Annotated in this window: 23 protein-coding genes; 14 read left to right on the forward strand and 9 right to left on the reverse strand. The window is 71.5% G+C overall.

Annotated elements, in window-relative coordinates; genetic code table 11:
• Window positions 1–206 precede the first annotated feature (206 nt).
• Window positions 207–662, reverse strand: a complete 456-nt coding sequence (locus ACWDR4_RS35740; RefSeq protein WP_450414635.1) for an ATP-binding protein — start codon at window positions 660–662, stop codon at window positions 207–209.
• Window positions 663–923: 261 nt separating this feature from the next.
• Here ACWDR4_RS35740 and ACWDR4_RS35745 point away from each other — a divergent pair, with 261 nt between their 5' ends.
• Together ACWDR4_RS35745 and ACWDR4_RS35750 are read left to right on the forward strand one after the other, a co-directional pair.
• Entirely contained in the window at window positions 924–1754 is an 831-nt protein-coding gene (locus ACWDR4_RS35745; RefSeq protein WP_450414637.1) for an enoyl-CoA hydratase family protein, read from the forward strand.
• On the forward strand, window positions 1751–4123 hold the full coding sequence (locus tag ACWDR4_RS35750; RefSeq protein ID WP_450414639.1) for a bifunctional salicylyl-CoA 5-hydroxylase/oxidoreductase: 2373 nt from the start codon (window positions 1751–1753) through the stop codon (window positions 4121–4123). The genes ACWDR4_RS35745 and ACWDR4_RS35750 overlap by 4 nt, the downstream gene beginning before the upstream one ends.
• Here ACWDR4_RS35750 and ACWDR4_RS35755 read toward each other — a convergent pair.
• The 5 genes from ACWDR4_RS35755 to ACWDR4_RS35775 all read right to left on the reverse strand — a co-directional run bounded on the left by ACWDR4_RS35755 (window position 4107) and on the right by ACWDR4_RS35775 (window position 9588).
• Complete coding sequence (locus tag ACWDR4_RS35755) at window positions 4107–5378, reverse strand: sulfate adenylyltransferase subunit 1 (RefSeq protein ID WP_450414641.1); 1272 nt, start codon at window positions 5376–5378, stop codon at window positions 4107–4109. The two genes, ACWDR4_RS35750 and ACWDR4_RS35755, sit on opposite strands and share 17 nt — an antisense overlap.
• Window positions 5379–5380: 2 nt before the next feature.
• The gene (gene cysD / locus ACWDR4_RS35760) at window positions 5381–6298 is read right to left on the reverse strand and encodes a sulfate adenylyltransferase subunit CysD (protein ID WP_450414643.1); all 918 of its coding nucleotides are present in this window, start codon (window positions 6296–6298) and stop codon (window positions 5381–5383) included.
• Window positions 6295–6864, reverse strand: a complete 570-nt coding sequence (cysC, locus tag ACWDR4_RS35765; RefSeq protein ID WP_450414645.1) for an adenylyl-sulfate kinase — start codon at window positions 6862–6864, stop codon at window positions 6295–6297. The genes cysD and cysC overlap by 4 nt, the downstream gene beginning before the upstream one ends.
• A gap of 145 nt (window positions 6865–7009) precedes the next feature.
• A complete protein-coding gene (locus ACWDR4_RS35770; protein ID WP_450414647.1) occupies window positions 7010–7825 on the reverse strand; it encodes a PaaX family transcriptional regulator in 816 nt (271 codons plus the stop codon).
• Window positions 7826–7905: 80 nt separating this feature from the next.
• Window positions 7906–9588, reverse strand: coding sequence for an AMP-binding protein (locus ACWDR4_RS35775; RefSeq protein WP_450414648.1), 1683 nt, complete (start codon window positions 9586–9588; stop codon window positions 7906–7908).
• Window positions 9589–9742: 154 nt separating this feature from the next.
• On the opposite strand from ACWDR4_RS35775, the gene ACWDR4_RS35780 reads away from it, so the two are divergent.
• Window positions 9743–10882 carry an acyl-CoA dehydrogenase family protein gene (locus ACWDR4_RS35780; protein WP_450414650.1) on the forward strand — a complete coding sequence of 380 codons (1140 nt, stop codon included), beginning with the start codon at window positions 9743–9745 and terminating at the stop codon, window positions 10880–10882.
• Window positions 10879–11280 carry a RidA family protein gene (locus ACWDR4_RS35785; RefSeq protein ID WP_450414652.1) on the forward strand — a complete coding sequence of 134 codons (402 nt, stop codon included), beginning with the start codon at window positions 10879–10881 and terminating at the stop codon, window positions 11278–11280. Before ACWDR4_RS35780 ends, ACWDR4_RS35785 begins: the two co-directional genes overlap by 4 nt.
• A 38-nt stretch (window positions 11281–11318) precedes the next feature.
• On the opposite strand, the gene ACWDR4_RS35790 is transcribed toward ACWDR4_RS35785, so the two are convergent.
• Window positions 11319–11507 carry a DUF5999 family protein gene (locus ACWDR4_RS35790; RefSeq protein ID WP_105968663.1) on the reverse strand — a complete coding sequence of 63 codons (189 nt, stop codon included), beginning with the start codon at window positions 11505–11507 and terminating at the stop codon, window positions 11319–11321.
• A gap of 299 nt (window positions 11508–11806) precedes the next feature.
• Between ACWDR4_RS35790 and ACWDR4_RS35795 the strand changes: the two genes are divergently transcribed.
• Entirely contained in the window at window positions 11807–12247 is a 441-nt protein-coding gene (locus ACWDR4_RS35795; RefSeq protein WP_450414654.1) for a DUF6299 family protein, read from the forward strand.
• Between the two features lie 39 nt (window positions 12248–12286).
• Here ACWDR4_RS35795 and ACWDR4_RS35800 read toward each other — a convergent pair whose 3' ends face one another.
• On the reverse strand, window positions 12287–13654 hold the full coding sequence (locus tag ACWDR4_RS35800; RefSeq protein ID WP_450414724.1) for an aminopeptidase P family protein: 1368 nt from the start codon (window positions 13652–13654) through the stop codon (window positions 12287–12289).
• 243 nt (window positions 13655–13897) lie between these two features.
• Between ACWDR4_RS35800 and ACWDR4_RS35805 the strand changes: the two genes are divergently transcribed.
• The 7 genes from ACWDR4_RS35805 (at window position 13898) to ACWDR4_RS35835 (ending at window position 21929) form a co-directional block, all read left to right on the forward strand.
• Complete coding sequence (locus ACWDR4_RS35805) at window positions 13898–15094, forward strand: NAD(P)/FAD-dependent oxidoreductase (RefSeq protein ID WP_450414656.1); 1197 nt, start codon at window positions 13898–13900, stop codon at window positions 15092–15094.
• Window positions 15091–15408: a (2Fe-2S)-binding protein gene (locus tag ACWDR4_RS35810; protein WP_450414657.1), complete on the forward strand. Its 318-nt coding sequence runs from the start codon at window positions 15091–15093 to the stop codon at window positions 15406–15408. The genes ACWDR4_RS35805 and ACWDR4_RS35810 overlap by 4 nt, the downstream gene beginning before the upstream one ends.
• Window positions 15389–16909 (forward strand): FAD-dependent oxidoreductase, encoded by a 1521-nt coding sequence (locus ACWDR4_RS35815; protein WP_450414659.1) that lies wholly within the window; start codon window positions 15389–15391, stop codon window positions 16907–16909. The genes ACWDR4_RS35810 and ACWDR4_RS35815 overlap by 20 nt, the downstream gene beginning before the upstream one ends.
• Window positions 16910–17013: 104 nt before the next feature.
• Window positions 17014–17907 (forward strand): dihydrodipicolinate synthase family protein, encoded by an 894-nt coding sequence (locus ACWDR4_RS35820; RefSeq protein ID WP_450414661.1) that lies wholly within the window; start codon window positions 17014–17016, stop codon window positions 17905–17907.
• 33 nt (window positions 17908–17940) lie between these two features.
• On the forward strand, window positions 17941–18942 hold the full coding sequence (locus tag ACWDR4_RS35825; protein WP_450414663.1) for a proline racemase family protein: 1002 nt from the start codon (window positions 17941–17943) through the stop codon (window positions 18940–18942).
• 92 nt (window positions 18943–19034) lie between these two features.
• Complete coding sequence (locus ACWDR4_RS35830; RefSeq protein WP_450414665.1) at window positions 19035–19706, forward strand: GntR family transcriptional regulator; 672 nt, start codon at window positions 19035–19037, stop codon at window positions 19704–19706.
• 129 nt (window positions 19707–19835) lie between these two features.
• On the forward strand, window positions 19836–21929 hold the full coding sequence (locus ACWDR4_RS35835) for a SpoIIE family protein phosphatase (protein ID WP_450414667.1): 2094 nt from the start codon (window positions 19836–19838) through the stop codon (window positions 21927–21929).
• Window positions 21930–21945: 16 nt separating this feature from the next.
• Here ACWDR4_RS35835 and ACWDR4_RS35840 read toward each other — a convergent pair whose 3' ends face one another.
• Window positions 21946–23343 carry a lanthionine synthetase LanC family protein gene (locus ACWDR4_RS35840; RefSeq protein WP_450414669.1) on the reverse strand — a complete coding sequence of 466 codons (1398 nt, stop codon included), beginning with the start codon at window positions 23341–23343 and terminating at the stop codon, window positions 21946–21948.
• A 187-nt stretch (window positions 23344–23530) separates the two neighbouring features.
• Here ACWDR4_RS35840 and ACWDR4_RS35845 point away from each other — a divergent pair, with 187 nt between their 5' ends.
• Together ACWDR4_RS35845 and ACWDR4_RS35850 are read left to right on the forward strand one after the other, a co-directional pair.
• Window positions 23531–23863, forward strand: coding sequence for a non-heme iron oxygenase ferredoxin subunit (locus ACWDR4_RS35845; RefSeq protein WP_450414670.1), 333 nt, complete (start codon window positions 23531–23533; stop codon window positions 23861–23863).
• Window positions 23860–24447: a TetR/AcrR family transcriptional regulator gene (locus ACWDR4_RS35850; RefSeq protein ID WP_450414671.1), complete on the forward strand. Its 588-nt coding sequence runs from the start codon at window positions 23860–23862 to the stop codon at window positions 24445–24447. Before ACWDR4_RS35845 ends, ACWDR4_RS35850 begins: the two co-directional genes overlap by 4 nt.
• The last annotated feature ends 91 nt before the right edge of the window (window positions 24448–24538 follow it).

Raw genomic sequence — 24538 nt, forward strand, 5'->3', positions numbered from 1 at the left:
CGTGGACCTGGTGGGCGGCCTCCCCGGGGAGTCAAACGCCGGACGGGCTGGGTGGTGCCGGCCGGGGCTTGATCTTTCAGCCCAGGCCCGCATTTTCAGCCCGTCCGGCGATTGAGGACGAGGCCGTTCAGGCCGAAGGGGGGTCTGGGGGCAGAGCCCCCAGGAACGGGATGGGACGGGTAGGGGCGGCGGGGGCGAAGAAAATCCTACGGTCGCCGACGCCACTGCGCCGGCACCACCGGCACCCTGAACCACACCGCCTTGCCCGACGCCGTCGTCCGGTGGCCGCACGACGAGCTGAGCGTGCGGATCAGCAGCAGCCCCCGGCCATGCTCCTGCCAGGGATCCGGCTCCTCCGACACCGGCCGCGTCAGATTCCCCGGCGGCGCCGGGTCGGGATCGTGCACCTCGACCTGGCAGCTGGTCGGCATCAGCTCCACCACCAGCTCTATCGGCGCGTCCCCGGCCGTGTGCTCCACGGCGTTCGCCACCAGCTCCGCGGTGAGCAGCTCCGCCGTGTCACAGTCCGCCGCCGCGTGTTCCAGCTCGGCCAGGGCCGTACGGACCAGCGCACGGGCGACGGGCACCGCCGCGGCGGTGTGCGGCAGGGCGATACGCCAGGAGGCGGGGGCGGAGGGTTCTTGCACGGCGGTTCCGTTCATGGAGCAGGCTGTCCTGCTTTCAACAAGAGGAATGGTACGGCGAGGTCCGGCAGAGGCAGGTGCCGGGCGCCGCACGGGACCTTCGGCCCCGCTCACCGTTCGGCTTACCCAGACCAACGGCCCGTCTCCCACAACCACTCCCACTGTTACCGCGCTATTGACACCTCGTGACGGGACCGGGTCACCGAAACAGGCCGCGTGACCAACCACCTCTATCGCGTACTCATGACGACAGTCACAGATGAGTGATAACTTCGAACGATGAGTCCCTTCACAGGCTCGACCCCCCGCACCTCCACCTGGCACCACCTCCGCCTCGACCTCGCCCCGACCGGCGTGGCCACGGTCACCCTCGCCCGCCCCGAGAAACTCAACGCCCTCACCTTCGGCGCCTACGCCGACCTCCGCGACCTGCTCGCCGAGCTGTCCCGGGAGCGGTCCGTACGGGCGCTGGTGCTGGCCGGAGAGGGCCGCGGCTTCTGCTCCGGCGGCGACGTCGACGAGATCATCGGCGCGACCCTGTCCATGGACACCGCCCAGCTGCTCGACTTCAACCGGATGACAGGGCAGGTCGTGCGGGCCGTACGGGAGTGCCCGTTCCCGGTGATCGCGGCGGTGCACGGGGTGGCGGCGGGCGCCGGAGCGGTCCTCGCGCTGGCCGCCGACTTCCGCGTCGCCGACCCCTCCGCGCGCTTCGCGTTCCTCTTCACCCGGGTCGGCCTCTCCGGCGGCGACATGGGCGCCGCCTATCTGCTGCCCCGCGTCGTCGGCCTCGGCCACGCGACCCGCCTCCTCATGCTCGGCGAACCGGTACGCGCCCCCGAGGCCGAGCGCATCGGCCTGATCAGCGAACTCACGGACGAGGGCCGCGCCGACGAGGCCGCCCAACTGCTCGCAAACCGCCTCGCCGAGGGCCCGGCCCTGGCATACGCCCAGACCAAGGCCCTCCTCACGGCCGAACTGGACATGCCCCTGGCCGCAGCAGTGGAACTCGACGCCACCACCCAGGCACTCCTGATGACCGGCGAGGACTACAAGGAATTCCACGAGGCGTTCACACAAAAACGCCCCCCGAAGTGGCGCGGCAAATGAAGCCGACTTCAGGGGCAGCCAACCCAGGGGCGCGGGGAACTGCGCGACCTGCCACAGCGCCGCCGCACCCGCCAACGACGATCAGCCACCCCCAACGCATCGCGATCATCGGCGGAGGCCCCGCAGGCCTCTACGCCGCAGCCCTACTGAAACGCCTCCGCCCCGACCGCAACATCACCCTCTGGGAACGCAACGCCCCCGACGACACCTTCGGCTTCGGAGTAGTCCTCTCCGACGAAACCCTCGGCGGCATAGAACACGCCGACCCAGCCGTCTACGAAGCCCTGCAACAACACTTCACCCGCTGGGACGACATAGACATCGTCCACCGCAACACCCGCCACACCTCCGGAGGACACGGCTTCGCCGCTCTAGGCAGACAACAGCTCCTGGAAATCCTGCACGCCCGCTGCCGCGAACTCGGCGTCGAGCTGCGCTTCCGTACAGAGGCGCCGTACCCGGCATGGCTGGCGGAGACATACGACCTGGTCATCGCCGCCGACGGAGTCCACAGCACCACCCGCGAGGCCTACGCCCAGGAGTTCCGGCCCCGGCTGACCACCCACCGCTGCCGCTACCTCTGGCTCGCCGCCGACTTCGCCTTCGACGCCTTCCGCTTCGAGATCGCGGAGACGGAGCACGGCGTGATGCAGCTCCACGGATACCCGTACGCCCCCGACGCCTCGACCGTGATCGTCGAGATGCGGGAGGAGGTCTGGCGGGCAGCAGGCTTCAACGAAAACGAGCCGGACACAACCTCCTCCGCCGACCGCTGCGCGAAAATCTTCGCCGACGCCCTCGGCGGACGCCCCCTACGCGCGAACAAGTCCACCTGGACCACCTTCCGTACGGTCGTCAACGACCGCTGGTCCCACGGCAACGTCGTCCTCCTCGGGGACGCCGCCCACACCGCCCACTTCTCCATCGGCTCCGGCACCAAGCTCGCCGTCGAGGACGCCCTCGCGCTCGCCGCCTGTCTGGAGGAGCACTCGACGCTCGCCGAGGCGCTGGCGGCGTACGAGGAGGAGCGGCGGCCTGTCGTCGAGTCCACCCAGCGGGCGGCCCGCGCCAGTCTGGAGTGGTTCGAGAACCTGCCCCTCTATCTGGACCAGCCGCCCCGGCAGTTCGCGTTCAACCTGCTCACCCGCAGCCGCCGCGTCACCCACGACAACCTGCGGCTGCGCGACCCGCACTTCACGGCCGCCGTGGAGCGGGAGTTCGGCTGCCCGCCCGCCACCCCGCCGATGTTCACGCCCTTCCGGCTGCGCGGACTGACCCTCCGCAACCGTGTCGTCGTGTCCCCCATGGACATGTACTCGGCCACCGACGGCGTCCCCGGCGACTTCCACCTCGTCCACCTGGGCGCCAGGGCGCTGGGCGGCGCCGGGCTGGTGATGACCGAGATGGTGTGCGTGAGCCCCGAGGGACGCATCACCCCGGGCTGCGCCGGCCTCTACAGCGACGCACAGGCCGAGGCCTGGCAGCGCATCGCCGGCTTCGTGCACTCCCAGGCCCCGGGCACCGCACTCGGCATCCAGCTCGGCCACTCCGGCCGCAAGGGCTCGACGAAGCTGATGTGGGAGGGCATGGACGAGCCGCTGGCCGGCGACGCCAACTGGCCGCTCGTCGCCGCCTCCCCGATCCCGTACCGGCCCGACAGTCAGACCCCGCACCAACTCACCCGCACCCAACTCGCCACCATCCGCGAGCAGTTCACCGCAGCTGCCCGCCGAGCAGTCGACGCGTCCTTCGATCTCCTCGAACTCCACTGCGCCCACGGCTACTTGCTCTCCGGTTTCCTCTCCCCGCTCACCAACCACCGCACGGACGCGTACGGCGGCCCGCTCGCCGCCCGGCTCCGCTTCCCCCTCGAAGTCTTCGACGCCGTACGGGAGGTGTGGCCGGAGGACCGTCCCATGACCGTGCGCATCTCGGCCACGGACTGGGCCGACGGCGGTACGACGGCCGAGGACGCGGTCGAGATCGCGCGCGCCTTCGTCGCCCACGGCGCCGACGCGATCGATGTGTCTACCGGGCAGGTGGTGGCCGACGAGCGTCCGGAGTACGGCCGTTCGTACCAGACCCCGTTCGCCGACCGGATCCGTCACGAGACCGGCGCCCCGGTGATCGCCGTCGGCGCGATCTCCTCCTGGGACGACGTCAACTCCCTGATCCTGGCGGGCCGTACGGACCTCTGCGCCCTCGCCCGCCCCCATCTCTACGACCCGAACTGGACCCTGCACGCGGCGGCCGAGCAGAAGTACGAGGGTCCGGGCGTCGTCTGGCCGGCGCCGTACCGGGCGGGCAGCCGACGCCCCCGCGCTGGACGTACGGATGCCCCCAAACCCCGGCTCACACTGAACAGTTGACCTCGGCCATGCCTGCCGTCAGGGTCGAGCCGTCCGCCGGGTCGACCAGCAGGAAGGCGCCCGTGCGGCGGGACACCGCGTAGTCGTCGAGGGCGAGCGGCTCGGCGGTGCGCAGGGTGACGCGGCCCAGGTCGTTCGCCGCCAACTCGGCAACCCCGCCAAGGTCCTTGACCACGGCCTTGACCGTACGGGTCGTGTGTTTCACCAGGACCCGGTCGCCGACGCGCAGCGGCCGGTCGGTGAGATGGCAGACGGACGCGCGGACGTCCTGCGTGAGCGCGGGCGCGTCCACCCCGGCGGTGAGCATGTCCCCGCGAGAGACGTCCCGTTGGTCGGCCAGACGGATGCTGATCGACTGGGGTGCGTGCGCCGCCCGGGCCGCCGTACCCAGCACATCGATGCCGGTGATCTCGGAGGTCTCCCCGGACGGGTGAACGGTCACCCGGTCGCCGACCCGCAGCGAGCCGGACACCAACTGCCCGGCGTAGTGGCGGACTTCGTCGTGCCGGATCACGTATTGGACGGGAAAGCGGGCCGGGGCGTCGGCGGGGTCGCCGCCCACCGGGACGTTCTCCAGGTGGTCGAGAAGCGCCGGGCCGCCGTACCAGTCCATGTGGGTGGAGGGGTCCACGACGTTGTCGCCGGCGAGCGCCGAGACAGGGATCGGGGTGAAGCCGCTCACCCCAGACTCGCCTCCCGACTCACCTCCCAACTCATCCGCGTACGAGGCGAATTCGGCGACGATCCGGTCGAACCGTGCCTCCTCGTACCCGACCAGGTCCATCTTGTTGACGGCCAGCACGATGTGCGGGACCCGCAGCAGGGCCGCCACGGCCGCGTGCCGCCGGGTCTGCTCGACCACGCCGTTGCGGGCGTCGACGAGGACGATCGCCAGGTCGGCCGTGGACGCGCCGGTGACCATGTTGCGGGTGTACTGCACATGCCCGGGGGTGTCGGCGAGGATGAACCGGCGCTTGGGCGTGGCGAAGTAGCGGTAGGCCACGTCGATGGTGATGCCCTGCTCGCGTTCGGCCCGCAGCCCGTCCGTGAGCAGCGCCAGGTCGGGAGCGTCCTGCCCACGGCTCGCCGAGACCCGCTCCACGGCCTCCAACTGGTCGGCGAGCACCGACTTGGAGTCGTGCAGCAGCCGCCCCACGAGGGTCGACTTGCCGTCGTCCACTGAACCGGCGGTCGCGAACCGCAGCGTGTCAACAGCCGTACCGGAGACGGAGGTTGCGCTGATCGTCGTACTCATGACTAGAAGTACCCCTCGCGCTTGCGGTCTTCCATCGCGGCCTCGGACACCTTGTCGTCGGCGCGGGTGGCACCCCGCTCGGTGAGCCGGGACGCGGCGATCTCCGCGATCACGGCATCGAGTGTGCCCGCGTCGGAGTCGACGGCACCGGTGCAGGACATGTCCCCGACGGTCCGGTACCGCACCCGGCGCTTCTCGACGGTCTCGTCGGCCCTCGGACCGCCCCACTCACCTGCGGTCAGCCACATACCGCCCCGCCGGAACACCTCGCGATAGTGGGCGAAGTAGATCTCGGGCAGCTCGATGCCCTCACGGGCGATGTACTGCCAGACGTCCAGCTCGGTCCAGTTGCTGAGCGGGAAGACGCGTACGTGCTCGCCTGGCGCGTGCCGCCCGTTGTACAGGTTCCACAACTCCGGGCGCTGCCTGCGCGGGTCCCACTGCGAGAACTCGTCCCGCAGGCTGAACACCCGCTCCTTCGCCCGCGCCTTCTCCTCATCGCGCCGACCGCCACCGAAGACCGCGTCGAACCGTTCGCTCTGGATCCTCTCCGTCAACGGCACGGTCTGGAGCGGATTCCGCGTCCCGTCCGGCCGCTCCCGCAGCACGCCCCGGTCGATGTAGTCCTGCACCGAGGCCACGTGCAGCCGCAGACCGTGGGCCGCCACCACCCGGTCCCGATACTCCAACACCTCGGCGAAGTTGTGCCCGGTGTCCACATGCAGCAGCGGGAACGGGACCGGGGCCGGAGTGAACGCCTTGAGCGCCAGATGCAGCATGACGATCGAGTCCTTGCCGCCGGAGAACAGGATCACCGGCCGCTCGAACTCCCCCGCCACCTCACGGAAGATGTGCACGGCCTCGGACTCCAACGCGTCCAGATGCGACAGCGCGAAGCCACCCGCACGAGTCCCGCTCACACGAGCCCCCGCTCCGCCAGCACCGCGTACACCGCGTCCGCCGACTCCGCCGGGGTCTGGTCCTGCGTCCGCAGGGTCAGCGCCGGGTCCTCCGGGGGCTCGTACGGGTCGTCGACGCCGGTCAGACCGGTCAGCCGGCCCGCCGCCTGCCGGGCGTACAGGCCCTTCACGTCCCGCTCGCTGCACACCTCGACCGGGGTCGCGACATGCACCTCGATGTACGGCGTCCCGCTCGCGTCGTGCCGCTTGTGCACGGCCTCGCGGCTGTCGGCGTACGGGGCGATCACCGGGACGACGGACAGGACGCCGTTGCGGGCGAGCACCTCGGAGACGAGGCCGATGCGCTGGACGTTGGTGTTGCGGTCCTCGCGGGAGAAGCCGAGGCCGGCGGAGAGGAAGCGGCGGATCTCGTCGCCGTCGAGGACCTCCACCCGGTGTCCCTCGCTGCGCAGCCGGTCGCCGAGCAACTGGGCGATCGTCGTCTTACCCGCGCTCGGCAGCCCGGTGAGCCAGACAGTGGCTCCCTGAGCCCTGGTGGGTCCCGTGGGCCTGGCCGTGGTGGTCATACGCAACAGTCCTCGTCTCTCTCCCGGCGTGCGGCCCCACGGACGGTAGGTAAGAAACTTGAGAAGAGTCGAAGAGGAAGCTGAGGGTTCCGTTAGTGACGCCTGATGTGGCTGAGGTCACACGCGACTGAACGCGCCCCTCGCCTCACAGCCCCACGAACCCCGCCCCCGCGTCCCGCAGCCGGGCGTGCAGTGCCTGGAAGACGGCCGCCGAGCGGACTCCCGGCCAGTCCGCCGGGAGGAGGTGGGCGGGCAGGCCGGGGTCGGCGTACGGCAGATGGCGCCAGGAGTCCAGGGCCAGCAGATAGTCGCGGTACGCCTCCTCGGGCGGGGTGTCCTCGCGCTTGTCCCAGCCGTGCAGCACGGGCGCGTGGCGGTCGAGGAACGCCTCGTGCTCCTTGGCGATCGCGGCCAGGTCCCACCAGCGGGACACCGCCTCGACTGTCGCCGCGAAGCCCAGATGCTCACCGCGGAAGAAGTCGACGTACGGGTCGAGGCGCAGCCGCTCCAGGGTGTGCCGGGTCTCCTCGTAGAGGCGGGCCGGGGCGATCCACACGCCCGGGGTCGCCGTGCCGAAGCCGAGTCCGGCCAGGCGGGAGCGGAGGACATGGCGCTTCTGGCGCTCCGACTCGGGGACGGAGAACACCGCGAGCACCCAGCCCTCGTCGTGCGGGGGAGGGGCGGCGGCGTACACGCGCCGGTCGCCGTCGTCGAGCAACTGGCGGGCGTCAGGCGAGAGTTCGTACCCGGCCGCGCCCTGTGCCGTACGGGCAGGCAGGAGCAGGCCGCGTCGCTTGAGCCGGGACACGGAGGACCGTACGGAGGGCGCGTCGACGCCGACCGCGGCGAGGAGCCGGATCAGCTCGGCGACGGGTACCGGGCCGGGCATGAAACGGCCGTACGCGCCGTAGAGCGTGACGATGAGAGACCGAGGGGCGTGCTGTTCGGACACGTTGATCATTTTAGGCCGCCGGGATCACTGCTTGTCGCCATTTCCGCTGGTCAACTACCCCTGGTGGTTGATTTCTGGTCAAGATCACTTCATGTGAGGGGCTGTGTGGGGTCGGTGCGCAGCCGGAAGCGCTGGAGCTTGCCGGTCGCCGTCCGGGGCAGGGCGTCCAGGAAGACGATCTCGCGCGGACACTTGTACGGTGTCAGCTCCTCCCTGACGAACGCGCGCAGCGCCTCCGCGTCCCGCCGCGCGCCCTCCTTGAGCACCGCGTACGCCACCACGACCTGCCCGCGTGTGTCGTCGGCCCGCCCCACCACGGCCGTCTCCACGACGTCCGGATGGCGCAGCAGCGCCTCCTCGACCTCCGGGCCCGCGATGTTGTACCCGGCCGAGATGATCATGTCGTCCGCCCGTGCCACGTACCGGAAGTACCCGTCGCCCTCCCGGACATACGTGTCCCCGGTGATGTTCCACCCGTCCCGCACATATGTGCCCTGGCGTGAATCGGCGAGATAGCGGCAGCCGACCGGACCGCGCACCGCGAGCAGTCCCGGCGTGCCGTCGGGCACCGGCTCGCCGTTCTCGTCCTGCACGCGCGCGTGCCATCCCGGTACCGGAATCCCGGTCGTGCCGGGCCTGATGTCCTGGTCGGCCGCCGAGATGAAGATGTGCAGCAGCTCGGTCGCGCCGATGCCGTTGATCAGCCGCAGCCCGGTGCGCTCGTACCAGGCCCGCCAGGTGGCCGCCGGCAGGTTCTCGCCCGCCGACACACACCGGCGCAGCGAGCCGGTGTCGTAGGTGTCCAGCCCGTCGAGCATCGCGCGGTACGCCGTCGGCGCGGTGAACAGCACCGACACACGGTGCTTGGCGATGGCGGGCAACAGCTGTTTGGGGCCCGCCTGTTCGAGCAGGAGGGCACTCGCCCCGGCCCGCATCGGGAAGACCACCAGACCGCCGAGCCCGAAGGTGAAGCCGAGCGGCGGACTGCCCGCGAACACGTCGTCCGCGGCCGGCTTCAGCACATGCCGCGAAAAGGTGTCGGCGATGGCGAGGACATCCCGGTGGAAGTGCATGCACCCTTTCGGGCGACCGGTGGTGCCGGACGTGAACGCGATCAGCGCCACGTCGTCGGCCGCGGTGTCCACGGCGGGGTACGGGGTGCCGGGCACCGGACGGTTCAGCAGGTCGTCGAGGCCGTCACCGCCGTACGGCACGATTCGCAGCCCCGGTATCCCGGCCTTGACGAGGTCGTCGACGGCCCGGATGTCGCACAGGGCGTGCCCTATCCGGGCCATCTCGCACATCGTGCTCAGCTCCTGCGGACGCTGCTGGGCCAGCACGGTGACCGCGACCGCCCCCGCCTTCAGCACCGCCAGCCAGCAGGCCGCGAGCCACGGTGTGGTGGGGCCGCGCAGGAGGACCCGGTTGCCGGGTACGACCCCGAGGTCCCGGGTGAGGACGTGCGCGACCCGGTCGACCCGGGTGCGCAGCTCGCCGTACGTCCACACCTCACCGGCGGCGGTACGGAACACCGGGCGCCCGGGGGCGGAGCCGTCGCCGTCCAGCAGCTCGGCCGCGCAGTTCAGCCGGTCGGGGTAGCGCAGCTCGGGCAGATCGAAGCGGAGGTGCGGCCACTGGTCCGGGGGCGGGAGGTGGTCGCGCGCGAAGGTGTCGACGTGGGCCGAGGGGACCCGCCGCGCGGGATCGGCGCGGTCCTCGGGAACCCTGCCGTACCCGGGCGGCCGGGGAGGCGTGGGGTGCGTGGGATCCATGGCGGGGCGCCCCCTTGCCGTGGTCGGCGTAGTGGTGGGCCGGGGTCTGGGCCTGTCCAGCACAAGGAGCGTATCGTGTTGGTGACGACAGTCAACGGTGCGCGATATCGTCGGGGAGGGGCCGTAGACGACGGCCTCGGAGGGAGGACCGGCGATGCCCGCATTCTCGCTCGAACCGGCACAGGCCGCCTGGTGTGCCGAGCTGCGTGCACTGGCCGCCGACCGGCTGCGCCCGCTCGCGGAGAAGGGCGAACCGGGCCGCGTCAACCGTCCCCTCGTCGCCGAACTCGGTCAACTCGGGCTGCTCTCCCGGCTGTTCACCTCCGGCGCGCTCGACCTGTGCCTGATGCGGGAGTCCCTCGCCCACGCCTGCACGGAGGCGGAGACCGCCCTCGCTCTCCAGGGCCTCGGCGCCCATCCGGTCCACGCCCATGGCACCCCGGCCCAGCGCGCCCGCTGGCTGCCCCGGGTGAGCGAGGGCAGCGCGGTGGCCGCGTTCGCGCTGAGCGAGCCCGGCGCGGGCTCCGACGCGGCGGCTCTGTCCCTCACGGCCACTCCCGACGGCTCCTCCGGCTGGCGCCTCACCGGCGAGAAGTGCTGGATCTCCAACGCCCCCGAGGCCGACTTCTACACCGTCTTCGCCCGTACGACAGCGGACGCCGGGGCCCGTGGAGTGACGGCCTTCCTGCTCCCCGCCGACCGGCCCGGCCTCACCGGCACCGCCCTCGACATGCTCTCCCCGCACCCCATCGGCGCCCTCGCCCTCGACGCCGTACCGGTCACTGTGGACGACGTCATCGGCGCACCCGACCGCGGCTTCCGGGTCGCCATGGGCACGCTCAATCTGTTCCGGCCGAGCGTCGGCGCCTTCGCGGTCGGCATGGCCCAGGCGGCGCTGGACGCGACCCTCGCCCACACCGCCCAACGGGACGCGTTCGGCGGCAAGTTGAAGGACCTCCAGGCCGTGGCCCACCAGGTCGCCGAGATGGCCCTGCGCACGGAGGCGGCCCGGCTGATGGTCTACGCGGCAGCGGCGGCGTACGACGAAGGTGCCCAAGGTGTCCCCGGGCGCGCCGCGATGGCGAAGCTGCTGGCCACCGAGACCGCGCAGTACGTCGTCGACGCGGCCGTCCAGCTGCACGGCGCGCGGGCGCTGCGGCGCGGCCATCTCCTCGAACACCTCTACCGGGAGGTGCGGGCGCCGCGTATCTACGAGGGTGCCAGCGAGGTCCAACGGACCGTCATCGCCAAGGAGTTGTACAAGGGCCTTGGTGCGGAGGTGGGCGCCGGATGAGTGGTGTCGAGCGCGTCAATCCGGCCGGGCTCTCCCCGCCCGCCGGCTTCTCGCACGCCGTCGTCGCCACCGGTTCCCGGCTGGTGTTCCTTGCGGGGCAGACCGCGCTCGACGCCGACGGGAAGGTCGTGGGGGACACACTGGCCGAGCAGTTCGAGCGGGCCCTCGGGAATCTGCTCGCCGCACTGCACGCGGCCGGCGGTACGCCCGCCGACCTGGCCAGGGTCACGGTGTACGCCACGGACGTCGCCGACTATCGCGCCCGGGCCCCTCAACTCGGCCGTGTCTGGAGGAGGTTGGCGGGGCGCGACTATCCGGCGATGGCGGTCGTCGGGATCGTACGGCTGTGGGACGAAGAGGCCCTGGTGGAGCTGGACGGCTTCGCGGTGCTGCCGTAGGAAGCCAGGGCCGGAGTGGCCGGGACGGCCGGGGTCGGTCAGGCCGCGGTCGTCAGGCGGTGCGGGGAGACCACGCTGCCGTCGGGCAGCAGCTCGCCGGTGTCGTCGAAGACGATCGCGCCGTTGCACAGGAGGTTCCAGCCCTGCTCGGGGTGGAAGGCGACGATGTGCGCGGCGTCGCGGTCGGGCCGGTCGGCCGAGGGGCACGCGGGCTGGTGTGAACACATGGTGTGCCTCCGGATCGGATGCTGGTGCTCGGTTGCGGTGCTTCCTTGACTCTGACTCCTTGCGGCCTTGCTTCTTGCCAGTTCTGACGATGCCCGTGCCGGGGGTCGGACGCCAAGTCGTGACGAGGAAGCGTGACAGCACGCGGACGTGCTGTGACACCACGCTGACAATTCCGCCGTTCCGAGAAGATCCGAAAAGCGGGGCAGTCGGCGTGCACGACTCGCCGACGATGGGGTGATGATCACGCGCGCGGGCGCGTGGGGCCAGTACCTGTGGAGTCCCCCAAGGAGGTTTCCCCATGACTGTTTCCTTCCGGTCCCTCTCCCATGCCGCTGCCGTCGCAGCCGGCGCCGTGCTGCTGACCGTGTCCCAGGCCGCTACCCCCGCAGCCGCCGACGAGGGCTTCGACCAGGTCACGGTCGAGTCCGGCAGCATCACGCCGGACGGCGAACTCACGCTCGCCGGCAGCTACCGCTGCCTCAGCACCGGCGGCTCCGTCCGTGTCGCCGCCGCGATCGAGCGCGGCGAGAACGTCTGGCACGGCCTGGACAGCATCCCCGCGAGCTGTGACGGCTCCTGGCACCAGTGGACGAACACCAAGGCCACCGAGCCGGGCGCGTACGAGCCCGGCCCGGCGCGGGTGAAGACCAGCCTGGTGGAGTTCCGCCGCTCGGGCTTCATCCCGCTGCCGACCGTCCACTCTGAGCAGATCCAGGAAGTCGTCCTCACCCAGGCCTGAGCCACCTGCCGCAGTAGTGCTGACGGGGGCCAGCCGGTGCTACGCGCCGGTCAGCCCCCGCATCCATTCCTCGACCTCGTCGGACGTACGGGGCAGCCCGGCCGACAGGTTCTCGTGGCCGTCCGCCGTCACCAGGATGTCGTCCTCGATCCGGACCCCGATGCCCCGGTACTCCGCGGGCACGGTCAGGTCGTCCGGCTGGAAGTACAGGCCCGGCTCGACCGTGAGGACCATGCCCGGTTCGAGGATGCCGTCGACATACAGCTCGGTCCGCGCCTTGGCGCAGTCGTGCACGTCCAGACCGAGCATGTGACCGGTGCCGGCCATGGTGAAGCGGCGCTGGAGGGCCAGCTCGTACACGTCGTCCGGGTCGCCCTCCAACAGGCCCCACTCGACGAGCTTCTCGGCCAGGTAGCGCTGGGCGGCGACATGGAAGTCCCGGTAGGCGGCACCGGGCTTGACCGTCCGGATGCCGGCTTCCTGGGCCTCGTACACCGCGTCGTAGATCTTGCGCTGGAGCGGGGTGAAGGTGCCGCTGATGGGGAGGGTGCGGGTGACGTCGGCGGTGTAGAGGGAGTTCGTCTCCACGCCCGCGTCGAGCAACAGCAGTTCGCCCGGGCGGACTTCGCCGTCGTTGCGCTGCCAGTGCATGATCGTGGCGTGCTCGCCGGCGGCGCAGATCGAGCCGTAGCCGATGTCGTTGCCCTCGAGTCGGGCCCGGCGGAAGAAGGTTCCCTCGATCCAGCGCTCCGAGGTGGCGATCGCCGTCGCCAACTCCCGTACGACGTCCACGAATCCGCGTACGGTCGAGTCGACCGCCTTGCGCATCTCGCCGATCTCCCAGTCGTCCTTCACCAGCCGCAGCTCGGACAGCACCGTCCTCAGCTCGGTGTCACGGTCCTCGTCCGTCTCCACGGCGGCTTCGAGTTCGGCGTCGTAGCCGCGCACGATCCGGGTGGGGACGGCGGGGGCCGCGCGCAGTTCGGCGGCGGCCTCGCGGACGTCACGGCAGGGCAGGCCGAGGACCTGTTCGGCCTCGGCGAGGGAGTGGCGGCGGCCCACCCACAGCTCGCCCTTGGCCGCGCCCTGCCAGAACTCGCCGCTCTCCCGGTCGGAACGGGGGAGGAGGTACGCGGTGGCGTCGTGGCCACCGTCCGGGTGGTCCCGCCGGGGTTCGAGGACGAGGAGGGCGTCCACGGTCTGGTCGCCCGTGAGGTGGACGTACTCGGTGGACGGGCGGAACGGGTAGTGCGTGTCGTTGGCGCGGACCTTGAGGTTGCCGGCCGGGACGATCAGACGCTCGCCGGGGAAGCGGGCGGAGAGGGCGGCGCGGCGCTCGGCGGCGTACGGGGCCTGCTCGATCGGGCGCAGGTCCCGCAGCTCGGTGTCGGCCCACCCCGTCGTCATCAGCTCGGCCAGCTGCGGGGAGACGGACGGGTAGAGGCGGTTCTTGCGGTCCTTGGTCTCAGCCGTCTCGGCGGTTTCGGCGGTCTCGGCGATTTCGGTCGAATCCGTGGACACCTGTGGGCACCTTCTTCGTCTTGAGGTGGGGTCGGCATCAGCAGCAGTGGCAGCAGCGCAGGCGGTAGCAGCAGCCAGTCGAGCCTAGGCGTCCTTGGCGAGAATAGGAACATGTGACATTGTACTGATGTGAGTAAGCGACTGACCTGCGATGTTGTGGTCATCGGCGCCGGAATGGTGGGCGCTGCATGTGCCCTTTACCTCGCCCGTGCGGGCCTCGGGACCCTCGTCCTCGACCGGGGTCCGGTGGCCGGCGGCACCACCGGCGCCGGTGAGGGCAACCTGCTCGTCTCCGACAAGGAACCGGGGCCCGAGCTGGACCTCGCGCTGCTCTCCGCCCGCCTCTGGCACGACCTCGCCGCCGAACCCGGTCTCGGCGGCGCCGTCGAGTTCGAGGCGAAGGGCGGGATCGTCGTCGCCTCCGACGCCGAAGGCATGGCCGCGCTGACCGGGTTCGCCGCCGGACAACGGGCGGCGGGCGTCGAGGCCGAGGTCGTCGACGCCGGGCAACTCGCCGACCTGGAACCGCACTTGGCCCCCGGCCTCGCGGGGGGTGTGCGGTACCCGCAGGACTGCCAGGTGATGCCCTCCCTCGCCGCCGCCCAGGTCGTCAGGGCGGCCCGGCGGGCCGGAGCCGAGCTGCGCACCGGCACGGCCGTCACGGACATCCTGCGCGCACCGGACGGCTCCGTGCGCGGCGTCCGGACGGCGGAGCACGGCGACATCCACGCCCCGGCCGTCGTCAACGCGGCCGGCACCTGGGGCGGCGAGGTCGCCGCGCTGGCCGGGGTGCGCCTGCCCGTGCTGCCCCGGCGCGGCTTCGTCCTGGTCACCGAACCGCTGCCGCCCGGCACCGTCCGGCACAAGGTGTACGCCGCCGACTATGTCGCCGACGTGGCCAGCGGCGACGCCGGGCTCCAGTCCTCGGCGGTCGTCGAGAGCACGGCTGCGGGGCCGGTGCTGATCGGGGCGAGCCGCGAACGGGTCGGCTTCGACCGGACGTTCTCACTCCCGGTCGTGCGGCGACTGGCCGCGCAGGCCACGGCGCTCTTCCCGGTGCTGGGGAGTGTGCACGCGATGCGCGGCTATCTGGGTTTCCGGCCGTACATGCCGGACCATCTACCGGCCATCGGGGCCGATCCCCGGGCGCCGGGGCTCTATCACGCGTGCGGGCATGAGGGGGCGGGGATCGGGTTGGCGGTCGGTACGGGGCATCTGATCGCGCAGTCGTTGTCGGGCAAGCGGCCCGACCTCGATCTGAGTCCGTTCCGTCCGGACAGGTTCGAGGACTTTGAGGACTTCAGCGAGAAGGAGGCGGGGGAGTGAGGAAGCGGACCCCTCTTGAGCTGGCCCAGGCCCGGCCCGGGCCCCCGTTCACCGTCACTGTCGACGGGGACGAGACCGCCGCGCTGCCCGGTCAGACCGTCGCCGCAGTGCTCTGGTCGGCGGGCATCACCTCCTGGCGGAGCACCCGGGGCAGCGGGGCGCTGCGCGGGATCTTCTGCGGCATCGGGGTCTGCTTCGACTGCCTCGTCACCGTCAACGACCGGCCCAACCAGCGGGCTTGCCTCGTCCCGGCACAACCGGGTGATGCGATCAGCACCCAGGAGGGCACGGGCCATGACCGACTCGGATCCTGAGCAGGACGGGCGAAGCCCGCTCCTGCAGGGGCGCGGGGCTGTATCGATCTGCGGCTCCGCCGCGGGGCGCGACCAGCCACGACGTAGCCGCAGCCGATCGACCAGCGCCTCGCTCGCAATTGTCGGCGCCGGTCCGGCCGGGCTCGCCGCCGCGCTGACCGCGGCCGACCTGGGCGTACGGGTCGTGCTGCTCGACTCGGGCGCGCAGGCGGGCGGGCAGTTCTACCGGCAGCCCGCGGCAGAGTTCAAGGCACGTCGGCCGCAGGCCCTGCACCATGCCTGGCGTACCTGGACGAAGCTGCGGGACCGGCTGGCGGCACATGTCGAAGCCGGTCGGATCACCCACCTGGCGGACCGTCATGTGTGGTTCGTCGAGGGGGAGTTCGACGGAGTCGGTCGCTTCGGCGTGCATGCCCTGCTCGGTCCCGCGCAGACCGAGTCGGAGACCGTCACCGCCGACGCCGTCCTCCTCGCCACCGGCGGCTACGAGAAGGTGCTGCCCTTCCCGGGCTGGACCCTCCCCGGTGTGGTCACCGCCGGTGGTGCCCAGGCGATGCTCAAGGGCGGGCTCGTCCTGCCGGGCCGTACGGCGGTCGTCGCCGGGACCGGGCCGCTGCTGATGCCGGTCGCGGCCGGGCTCGCCGCCGCGGGTGCCGAAGTCGCCGCGTACGTCGAGTCCACGCACCCCGCCGACTTCGTACGGCACACCGCGACACTCGCCGCCAACCCGGCGAAGATCGCCGAGGCCGCTCAGTACGCGGCCCAACTGCTGCGCCACAAGGTTCCGGTGACGGTACGTCACGCTGTTGTCGCGGCCCACGGCACCGACCGCGTCGAGGCCGTCACCGTCGCCGCCCTGGACCCTGAGGGCCGGGTACGGCCGGGCACCGAGCGGCGGATCGCCTGCGACACCCTGGCCGTCGGCCACGGCATGCTCGCGCACACCGACCTCGCCGAGACCCTCGGGTGCGCGATCGACGCCACCGGCGACCCCTTCGTCGTCACCGATGCCGAGCAGCGCACCGACGTCGACGGTGTCTGGGCTGCGGGCGAGGCCACCGGCATCGGGGGAGCGGTGCTGGCGCTCGCCGAGGGGGAGATCGCCGGGTACTCGATCGCCGCGCGGCTGGGGGGAGTTGAGCCTCGTCCTGCCGACTGGGCTCCGGCTGCCCGTACCCGTGCTCGGCTGCGGAGGTTCTTCGCTGCCGTCGACTCTGCCTATGCCCCGCCTGCGCACTGGGTGGAACAGGTCACCGATGACACCGTCGTCTGCCGCTGTGAGGAGGTGACGGCGGCGGAAGTCCGGGAGGCGGTCGAGGAGTTGGGGGCGACGGATTTGCGTACCGTCAAGCTGCTCACTCGGGCGGGTATGGGGTGGTGTCAGGGGCGGGTCTGTGCAGTCGGGGTTGCCGGAGTTGCTGGGTGTTCTGTCGGGTTGGCCAAGCGGCCGTTTGCTCGGCCTGTGCCGTTGGGGGTGTTGGCCGAGGAGCCCCGGTGCTGATGGTTGTGCCTTGGACGCGGGTCCGTCGTGGCTTGTCGCGCAGTTCCCCGCGCCCCTAAAAGAAGGGGCGCTTCTCCCCTGTATCTCGAAAACTGGAGGTTTCTATGAGTACCCACACCCCCGTCTGGCGCGGCGTTCTCGTTGCCACCGCGCTGCCGTTGAACGACGATCTGAGTGTCAACTACGCCGCCTACGCTGACCATTGCCGTTGGCTTGTCGCGAACGGGTGTGACGGTGTTGTGCCCAACGGTTCGCTCGGTGAGTATCAGGTGCTCACCTCCGAGGAGCGGGTGAGGGTCGTCGAGACCGCTGTCGCCGCGATCGGTGGGGACCGGGTCATGCCGGGCGTGGCCGCATACGGCTCCGCCGAGTCCGCTCGCTGGGCCGTGCAGGCCAAGCACGCCGGCTGCGCCGCCGTCATGCTGCTGCCGCCCAACGCCTACCGGGCCGACGAGCGTTCGGTGCTCGCGCACTACGCGGCCGTCGCCGAGGTCGGTATCGACATCGTGGCGTACAACAACCCCATCGACACCAAGGTCGACCTCACTCCCGAACTGCTGGCCAAGCTGCACGCGGCCGGACTGATCAAGGGCGTCAAGGAGTTCTCCGGGGACACCCGGCGCATCTACCAGATCCAGGAACTCGCCCCGGAACTCGATGTGTTGATCGGCGCCGACGACGTCCTGCTGGAGCTGGCCACGGCCGGGGCGGTGGGCTGGGTCGCCGGTTACCCCAACGCCCTGCCCCGGGCGACGGTCGAGCTGTACCGCGCCGCCGTGGCGGGCGACCTGGCCACCGCCCTGCCGCTCTACCAGCAGCTGCACGCACTCCACCGCTGGGACTCCAAGGTCGAGTTCGTGCAGGCGATCAAGCTGTCGATGGACATCGTGGGGCGGCATGGCGGTCCCGTCCGGCCGCCGCGCATGCCGTTGCTGCCGGAGCAGGAGAAGGCGGTCCGCGAGGCCACCGAGAAGGCCGTCGCCCTCGGCCTCGCCTGATTCGCAGACTTGTCGACCTGAGAGGATCGCCCCATGCGCAGCAAGCTCGTCCTGCACGCCGTCGACTCGCACACCGAGGGCATGCCGACCCGGGTCGTCACCGGCGGTATCGGCACCATCCCCGGCGACACGATGAACGAACGCCGGCTGTGGTTCCGCGAACACCGGGACGACGTACGGAACTTCCTCATGAACGAGCCACGCGGGCACGCCGCCATGAGCGGGGCGATCCTCCAGCCGCCGACCCGGCCCGACTGCGACTACGGCGTCGTCTACATCGAGGTCTCCGGCTATCTGCCGATGTGCGGCCACGGCACGATCGGTGTCGCGACCGTGCTCGTCGAGACCGGCATGGTCCCGGTCGTCGAGCCGGTCACCACCATCCGCCTCGACACCCCGGCCGGGCTGGTCGTCGCCGAGGTCGCCGTGGAGGGCGGAGCGGCGAAGGCGGTCACCATCCGCAACGTGCCTTCCTTCGCTGTGGAGTTGGAGCGGAAGGCGACCCTCGCCGACGGCCGTACGGTCACGTACGACCTCGCCTTCGGCGGGAACTTCTACGCCATCCTGCCCCTCGACGAGTTCGGCCTGCCCTTCGAGCGCGAGCGCAAGGACGACATCCTCGCCGCCGGACTCGCCCTGATGGACGCGATCAACGCCGACAGTCCCCCCGTACACCCCGAGAACCCGACCATCAACGGCGTCCACCACGTCTATCTGGCGGCCCCCGGCTCGAACGCGACCCGTTCCCGGCACGCGATGGCCATCCACCCCGGCTGGTTCGACCGCTCGCCGTGCGGCACCGGTACCTCCGCGCGCATGGCCCAGCTGCACGCGCGCGGTGAACTCCCGTTGCACCAGGACTTCTTGAACGAGTCCTTCATCGGTACGTCGTTCACCGGGCGGCTCGTCGAGAGCACCGAGGTCGCCGGGCGCCCCGCCGTGGTGCCCACGATCACCGGCCGTGCCTGGGTCACGGGCACCGCCCAGTACCTGCTGGACCCGGACGATCCGTTCCCGGCCGGCTTCGTACTCTGACATCCCCACATCCCCACATCCCCACGAATCAGCGAAACAGCAAGCAGCGACACACGAACCAGCGAGTTCCGAGATCCATCCAGGAGACACCCATGGCCGCTCAGCCCACCGGCCCCGCCCTGCCCAGTCTCGGCGGGCCGCGGCCCAGCTACCGGGCGAGCGTCGCTGACGCGCTGCGGGCCGCGCTCGTCGCCGGTGAGCTGCGGCCCGGCGAGGTCTACTCGGCGCCCTCGCTCGCCGCACGCTTCGGCGTCTCGGCGACCCCGGTGCGCGAGGCCATGCTCGACCTGGTGAAGGAGGGCATGGTCGATCCCGTGCCCAACAAGGGGTTCCGGGTCACCACGGTCTCCGAGCGGCAGCTCGACGAGTACACCCACATCCGGTCGCTGATCGAGATCCCGACCACTGTCGGCCTCGCCGCGACCGCCGACCCGGACGCCCTGGAGGCGCTGCGCACGTACGCGGAGGAGAGCGTGGCCGCGGCCGACAGCGGCGATCTCATCGCCCATGTCGAGGCCGACCGCCGCTTCCACCTCGGTCTGCTCGCCCTGGCCGGCAACGAGCATCTCGTCGAGGTTGTCGGTGACCTGCGCAAACGGTCCCGGCTGTACGGGCTGACCGCACTGGCCGAGCGCGGTCTGCTGAAGTCCACCGCCGAGGAGCACCTGGAGATCCTCGACGCGCTCCTCGCCCGCGACGCGGAACGCGTACGGACCGTGATGACCCGGCATCTCGGCCATGTCCGGGACGACTGGGCCCACTGAGCCCTCTGAGCCCTCTGAACATCCCCGCGCATCTCCGCGCCTCTTGCACGAATGGCGTACCCGAACTCACCGTGCGCGTTCGGACGTGTTCGGTTGTTGCCCTCCGGGCGGCGGGAGGACACTGAAACCATGGCCTCCGAGCACGCGGACGACGAACATCAGGACGGACCCGACCTGGTGGAACAGGTGTTCCGGCAGGCGTCGTACTCGATGTCCGTCTTCGACATCGAGCAGCGGTACCGGCGGCTCAACGACGTGGCCTGCCAGGTGATGGGTGTCGAGGAGGACGCGCTGCTCGGTCACGTCTTCCCGCACGGAGTGCCGGACGACGTGGACTGGAAGGGCACATTGCAAGCCCTGAAGGACGTGGCCGCGACGGGCAAGCCCGCGCACTACGAGAGCTTCACCCGGGCCCCCTCCGGCATCCGCGAACACGCCTGGAACCTGGAGCTGTGGCCCGTCCGGGACGCCTCCGGCGAGGTGTGCGCGGTCGGGATGGCCGGGTTCGACAGCAGCGAGCAGCACTGGGCGCGGCAGCGGCTGGCGGTGCTCGACGAGGCGGCCGTGTCGATCGGCACCAGCCTCGACCTCGACCGCACCGCCCAGGAACTCGCCGACCTGGTCGTCCCACGGTTCGCCGACTTCGCCAGCGTCGACCTGCTGGAGGCGGTCATGCGCGGCGACGAACCCGCCGAGGCCGGCCCGGACGCCGAGGTCGTGCTGCGCCGCCTCGCCCACGCCTCCGGCACGGAGTGGGTGCCCGGCGCGGTGCTGGGGCTGGGCGCCACGGACACGTATCCGCCGTACTCCCCGCCCGCACGGGCGCTGCGCACCGGACAGACGGTACTCAGCCACAGCGGCGCCCCCGACTTCGACGACTGGATGGCGAGCGCGCCCGAACGGGCCGAGAGCCTGGGCGGAACCGTCGTCACCTCGCTGGTCGCGGTGCCGCTCATCGCACGCGGTACGACGCTCGGGGTCGCCGTCCTGCTGCGCACCCGGGACGACGTCTTCAACGAGGACGACTTCGTGCTGGCGAAGGAGCTGGCGAGCCGCGCCGCCCTCTGCGTCGACAACGCCCGCCGCTACACCCGCGAGCGCTCCACCGCCCTCGCCCTCCAGGAGAGCCTGCTGCCGCGCGGCCCCTCCCGGCAGTCGGCGGTGGACGTCGCCTCCCGCTATCTCCCCACCGACTCCCGCGCCGGCGTCGGCGGCGACTGGTTCGACGTCATCCCCCTCTCGGGGGCGCGCGTCGGCCTGGTCGTCGGCGACGTGGTCGGCCACGGCATCCAGGCCTCGGCGACCATGGGCAGACTGCGTACGGCCGTCCAGACACTGGCCGACGTCGACCTGCCGCCCGACGAACTCCTGGCCCACCTCGACGACCTGGTCCTGCGCCTCGCCGCCGACGACGACAGTGACGCAAGCGACGCGCGGATCGGCGCCGGTGCCACCGGGGCGACCTGTCTGTACGCCGTCTACGACCCGGTCTCCCGCGAGCTGACCGTCGCCAGCGCCGGCCACCCGCCGCCCGTGCTGGTCCTGCCGGACGGTGACGCCCGGGTCGTGGACGTCGGCGTGGGGCCGGTGCTCGGGGTGGGCGGCCTGCCCTTCGAGACCACCGAGATCCGACTGCCGGAGGGCACCCTCGTCGCCCTGTTCACGGACGGGCTGGTGGAGGCCACCGAGCGTGACGCGGACCTCGGGATCGCCCTGCTCGCCCGGACCCTGGCCGACGGGGACGACACCCGCCCGCTGGAGGACCGCTGCGACCAGGTCCTGTCCGCCCTGCTGCCGACACACCCGAGCGACGACGTGGCCCTGGTGCTGGCCCGCACCCGCGCCCTGGACGCGGACCACGTCCGGGTCTGGGACCTGCCCGCCGACTTCGAGGTGGTCGCCGAGGCCCGCAGACGTGCCGTCGCACAGCTGACGGAGTGGGGGCTGGACGAGGCCGCGTTCGTCACCGAGCTGGTCGTCAGCGAACTGGTCACCAACGCGATCCGCTACGGCACCGACCCGATCCAGCTCCGGCTCATCCACGACCGCACGCTCATCTGCGAGGTCTCCGACGGCAGTTCCACCTCGCCGCATCTGCGCCGGGCCAGGATCTCCGACGAGGGCGGCCGGGGCCTCCTCCTCGTCGCCCAGCTCACCACCAGCTGGGGCACCCGGCACACCAGGAACGGCAAGACGATCTGGGCGGAGCAGGCGCTGACCTGACCGTTCCAGCCGAGGCTCAGGAGACGGCCGTGCCGCCCGTGGTCGTACGCAGCCGCTCCGGGACCGCCCACCACTGGTCCGGACGGTCCACGACCGCGGCCTCCGGTCCCGTCTCGACGAACCGGGCGAGCCGGAAGAGATACGCCGCGATGCCCGCCGCGCCCTGCATCCAGGCGCTGCCCGGGGGCAGCAGCGGATCCTCCTGACGGTGTTCGACGAAGCGCCAGCGGGCGCCCGCCCCGTCCCGGATCGCCCGCTCCACCAAGGCGTCGCCCATCACACGGGCCGCCCGGACGAGCGTCTGAGCGGTGTCGGTTTCCGGGGTGTCCTGTGCCGCGTCCAGGAGTACGTCGCCCACGCCCGCCGTGCCGCAGCAGCGGCCGTCGTTGTCCCAGAAGCCGGGGCGCAGCCGCTGCGGGACGCCCGAGGTGAGGATCGAGGTCAGACAGCGCTGCCGCAGCTCGCCGACGCCGAGGCCCGACACCTCCGCCACGCCCGCGTGGGCCAGCGCGGTGAACAGGTGCGAGGTGCCCGCCGGACCGTGGCACCAGGTGTACGTCACCGGCTCGACCTCCCGCTTCGACGGCGGGATCGTGTGCGGGACGACAAAGCCTCCGTCGTCCAACAGGCCCACGGACAGGACGTGTTGGGCTCCTTGTACGGCGGCGTCGACGAAGTCCTTGCGGCCGAGCGCCGCCCCCGCCACGGCCAGCGCCGAGGCCACTCCGGCGGTGCCGTGGGAGTAGTTCGGCGCCCGCCACTCCGTGGTCGCCCCGATGCCCCAGTCCAGGCCCGACTCCGTACGGTCCGCCACCCGCAGCAGGGCCTCGCAGCCCGTCGTCGCGATCGACTCCGCGTGCTCGCCGCCCGCCCAGACGGCGGTCAGGACCACGCCCGCGGTGCCCATGATGATGTCGTTGAGGGGCGCGTCGGAGCCCTTCTCGAAATCGACGGTGGTCTTCCAGCCGTCGGGGGCCGCCAGCTCGGCCAGCCGCCGCAGCGCGACCGACTCCGAGCCCGGTTCGAGCAACCTCAGCGCGGTGACGTCACCGGCCAGCCCCTCGTACAGCGACGGTTCTGTCCGGTCCCGGGCTTCTGCCGACAGTCGGTTGACGATCCCGGCCGCCAACGACCGCTCCCGCTCGGTCGGTTCGCGGTGCCGTGCGATCTCCGCCAGGACGGGGGCGAGGCCCGCGATGCCCGCGTACAGGGAGTCCCGGTCTTTCGCGGGGGAGAAGTCCGGACCGTCCTGGCCGTCCGGCGCCGTGCCCTCGGACACGGTCACCGTCTCCGGCAGCCAGGGTCCGTCGTCGTCGCGGATCTGGTCCAGCACCCACGACCAGGCGGCCTCGCCCAGTTCCCGGTAGCTGTCGTACGAGTCGCTTGAGCTGCTTGAACTGTTCTTCTCCGGCACCCGGTCACGCTACAGGCGCACGATCGCCGCTGGTAGGCGCCCACCGGCCAAGGAAGGGCAAGGAAGGTCCGGTACGGGGTGGCGGCGGAGGCCTAGGTCCATGGGCCGAGCCGGATCGGGACCGGGGGCGGGTGTCGGGCCGGGGCCGCGTCGTTAGCGTGGGCGATCGGCCACGGTGAGGAGAGCGATGCCCGGCAGCGGCTACACGTACGTCTGCGAGTTCGACGTGTTGAAGGAGGGCGTTCCCCGGCGGTTCGAGGTGGAGGGCGTTCCCGTCGCCCTCGTCCTGACCGGGCAGCAGCTGTTCGCCATCCACGACGTGTGCTCGCACAGTGCCGTCTCCCTCTCCGAGGGCGAGGTGGCCGGATTCACGGTCGAGTGCTGGCTGCACGCCTCCCGCTTCGACCTGCGCACCGGACAGCCCCTCGACCGGCCCGCGACACGTCCCGTCCCCGTGTACCCGGTGGAGGTCGAGGACGGAGGCGTGTACGCACACGTCGTACCGCGGACCGAACGGTGACGCGGACCCCGGACGACGCCACGGTGGAGCGCGCCGATGCCACCCGTAACCGCGCCCGGCTGCTGGAGGCGGCAGCCCTGCTCGTGGCCGACCGGGGCGCGGAGCATGTGACGATGCACGAGGTCGCGCGGGCGGCCGGGGTCGGAAAGGGCACGCTCTTCCGCCGGTTCGGCGACCGCGACGGGCTCCTGCTGGCCCTGCTGGACGAAGCCGAGGCGGAGTTCCAGGAGGCGTACACCTCCGGCCCCCCTCCGCTGGGACCGGGAGCACCGCCGAGAGAACGGCTGACGGCGTTCGGCTCCGCCCTGATCGAGCGCATCGCCGACGACGGGGACCTGGGTGCCGCGCTGGGCCGCCAGATCCTCTGCGAACGGCGCATCGCCTCGGACACCTCCCGTGCCTTCCAGCACCACGTCGAGTCCCTCCTGCGCGAAGCGGGGGCCGAGGGCGACCACGCCCTGCTCGCCCATGCCCTGCTCGCTTTCGTGAGCTTCGAGAGCGTGCGCCACCTGCGCGGCGAGCGCCAGGTCACCGGCGCGCGGCTGCGGGCCACCTGGGCGGACCTGGTACGGCGGATGACCTGAGCGGCGGGCGGCCGTTGACAGTTCGGCAGAGGGCGGGGAAGTCGGCGCGTACGGCGTTCACGGGGAAGACCGACGGGCGGGACGCGACTGC

Source organism: Streptomyces sp. NPDC000878, from assembly GCF_053599695.1.

What these genes read in the sequence shown, in the direction of transcription:
- ACWDR4_RS35750 (WP_450414639.1), top strand. Translation starts at nt 1,751, where the DNA reads ATGAAGCCGACTTCAGGGGCAGCCAACCCAGGGGCGCGGGGAACTGCG.
- ACWDR4_RS35825 (WP_450414663.1), top strand. Translation starts at nt 17,941, where the DNA reads ATGCGCAGCAAGCTCGTCCTGCACGCCGTCGACTCGCACACCGAGGGC.
- ACWDR4_RS35800 (WP_450414724.1), bottom strand. Translation starts at nt 13,654, where the DNA reads ATGACGACGGGGTGGGCCGACACCGAGCTGCGGGACCTGCGCCCGATC.
- ACWDR4_RS35745 (WP_450414637.1), top strand. Translation starts at nt 924, where the DNA reads ATGAGTCCCTTCACAGGCTCGACCCCCCGCACCTCCACCTGGCACCAC.
- ACWDR4_RS35775 (WP_450414648.1), bottom strand. Translation starts at nt 9,588, where the DNA reads ATGGATCCCACGCACCCCACGCCTCCCCGGCCGCCCGGGTACGGCAGG.
- ACWDR4_RS35740 (WP_450414635.1), bottom strand. Translation starts at nt 662, where the DNA reads ATGAACGGAACCGCCGTGCAAGAACCCTCCGCCCCCGCCTCCTGGCGT.
- ACWDR4_RS35830 (WP_450414665.1), top strand. Translation starts at nt 19,035, where the DNA reads ATGGCCGCTCAGCCCACCGGCCCCGCCCTGCCCAGTCTCGGCGGGCCG.
- ACWDR4_RS35755 (WP_450414641.1), bottom strand. Translation starts at nt 5,378, where the DNA reads ATGAGTACGACGATCAGCGCAACCTCCGTCTCCGGTACGGCTGTTGAC.
- ACWDR4_RS35795 (WP_450414654.1), top strand. Translation starts at nt 11,807, where the DNA reads ATGACTGTTTCCTTCCGGTCCCTCTCCCATGCCGCTGCCGTCGCAGCC.
- ACWDR4_RS35820 (WP_450414661.1), top strand. Translation starts at nt 17,014, where the DNA reads ATGAGTACCCACACCCCCGTCTGGCGCGGCGTTCTCGTTGCCACCGCG.
- ACWDR4_RS35785 (WP_450414652.1), top strand. Translation starts at nt 10,879, where the DNA reads ATGAGTGGTGTCGAGCGCGTCAATCCGGCCGGGCTCTCCCCGCCCGCC.
- ACWDR4_RS35790 (WP_105968663.1), bottom strand. Translation starts at nt 11,507, where the DNA reads ATGTGTTCACACCAGCCCGCGTGCCCCTCGGCCGACCGGCCCGACCGC.
- ACWDR4_RS35845 (WP_450414670.1), top strand. Translation starts at nt 23,531, where the DNA reads ATGCCCGGCAGCGGCTACACGTACGTCTGCGAGTTCGACGTGTTGAAG.
- ACWDR4_RS35835 (WP_450414667.1), top strand. Translation starts at nt 19,836, where the DNA reads ATGGCCTCCGAGCACGCGGACGACGAACATCAGGACGGACCCGACCTG.
- ACWDR4_RS35770 (WP_450414647.1), bottom strand. Translation starts at nt 7,825, where the DNA reads ATGATCAACGTGTCCGAACAGCACGCCCCTCGGTCTCTCATCGTCACG.
- cysC (WP_450414645.1), bottom strand. Translation starts at nt 6,864, where the DNA reads ATGACCACCACGGCCAGGCCCACGGGACCCACCAGGGCTCAGGGAGCC.
- ACWDR4_RS35815 (WP_450414659.1), top strand. Translation starts at nt 15,389, where the DNA reads ATGACCGACTCGGATCCTGAGCAGGACGGGCGAAGCCCGCTCCTGCAG.
- ACWDR4_RS35780 (WP_450414650.1), top strand. Translation starts at nt 9,743, where the DNA reads ATGCCCGCATTCTCGCTCGAACCGGCACAGGCCGCCTGGTGTGCCGAG.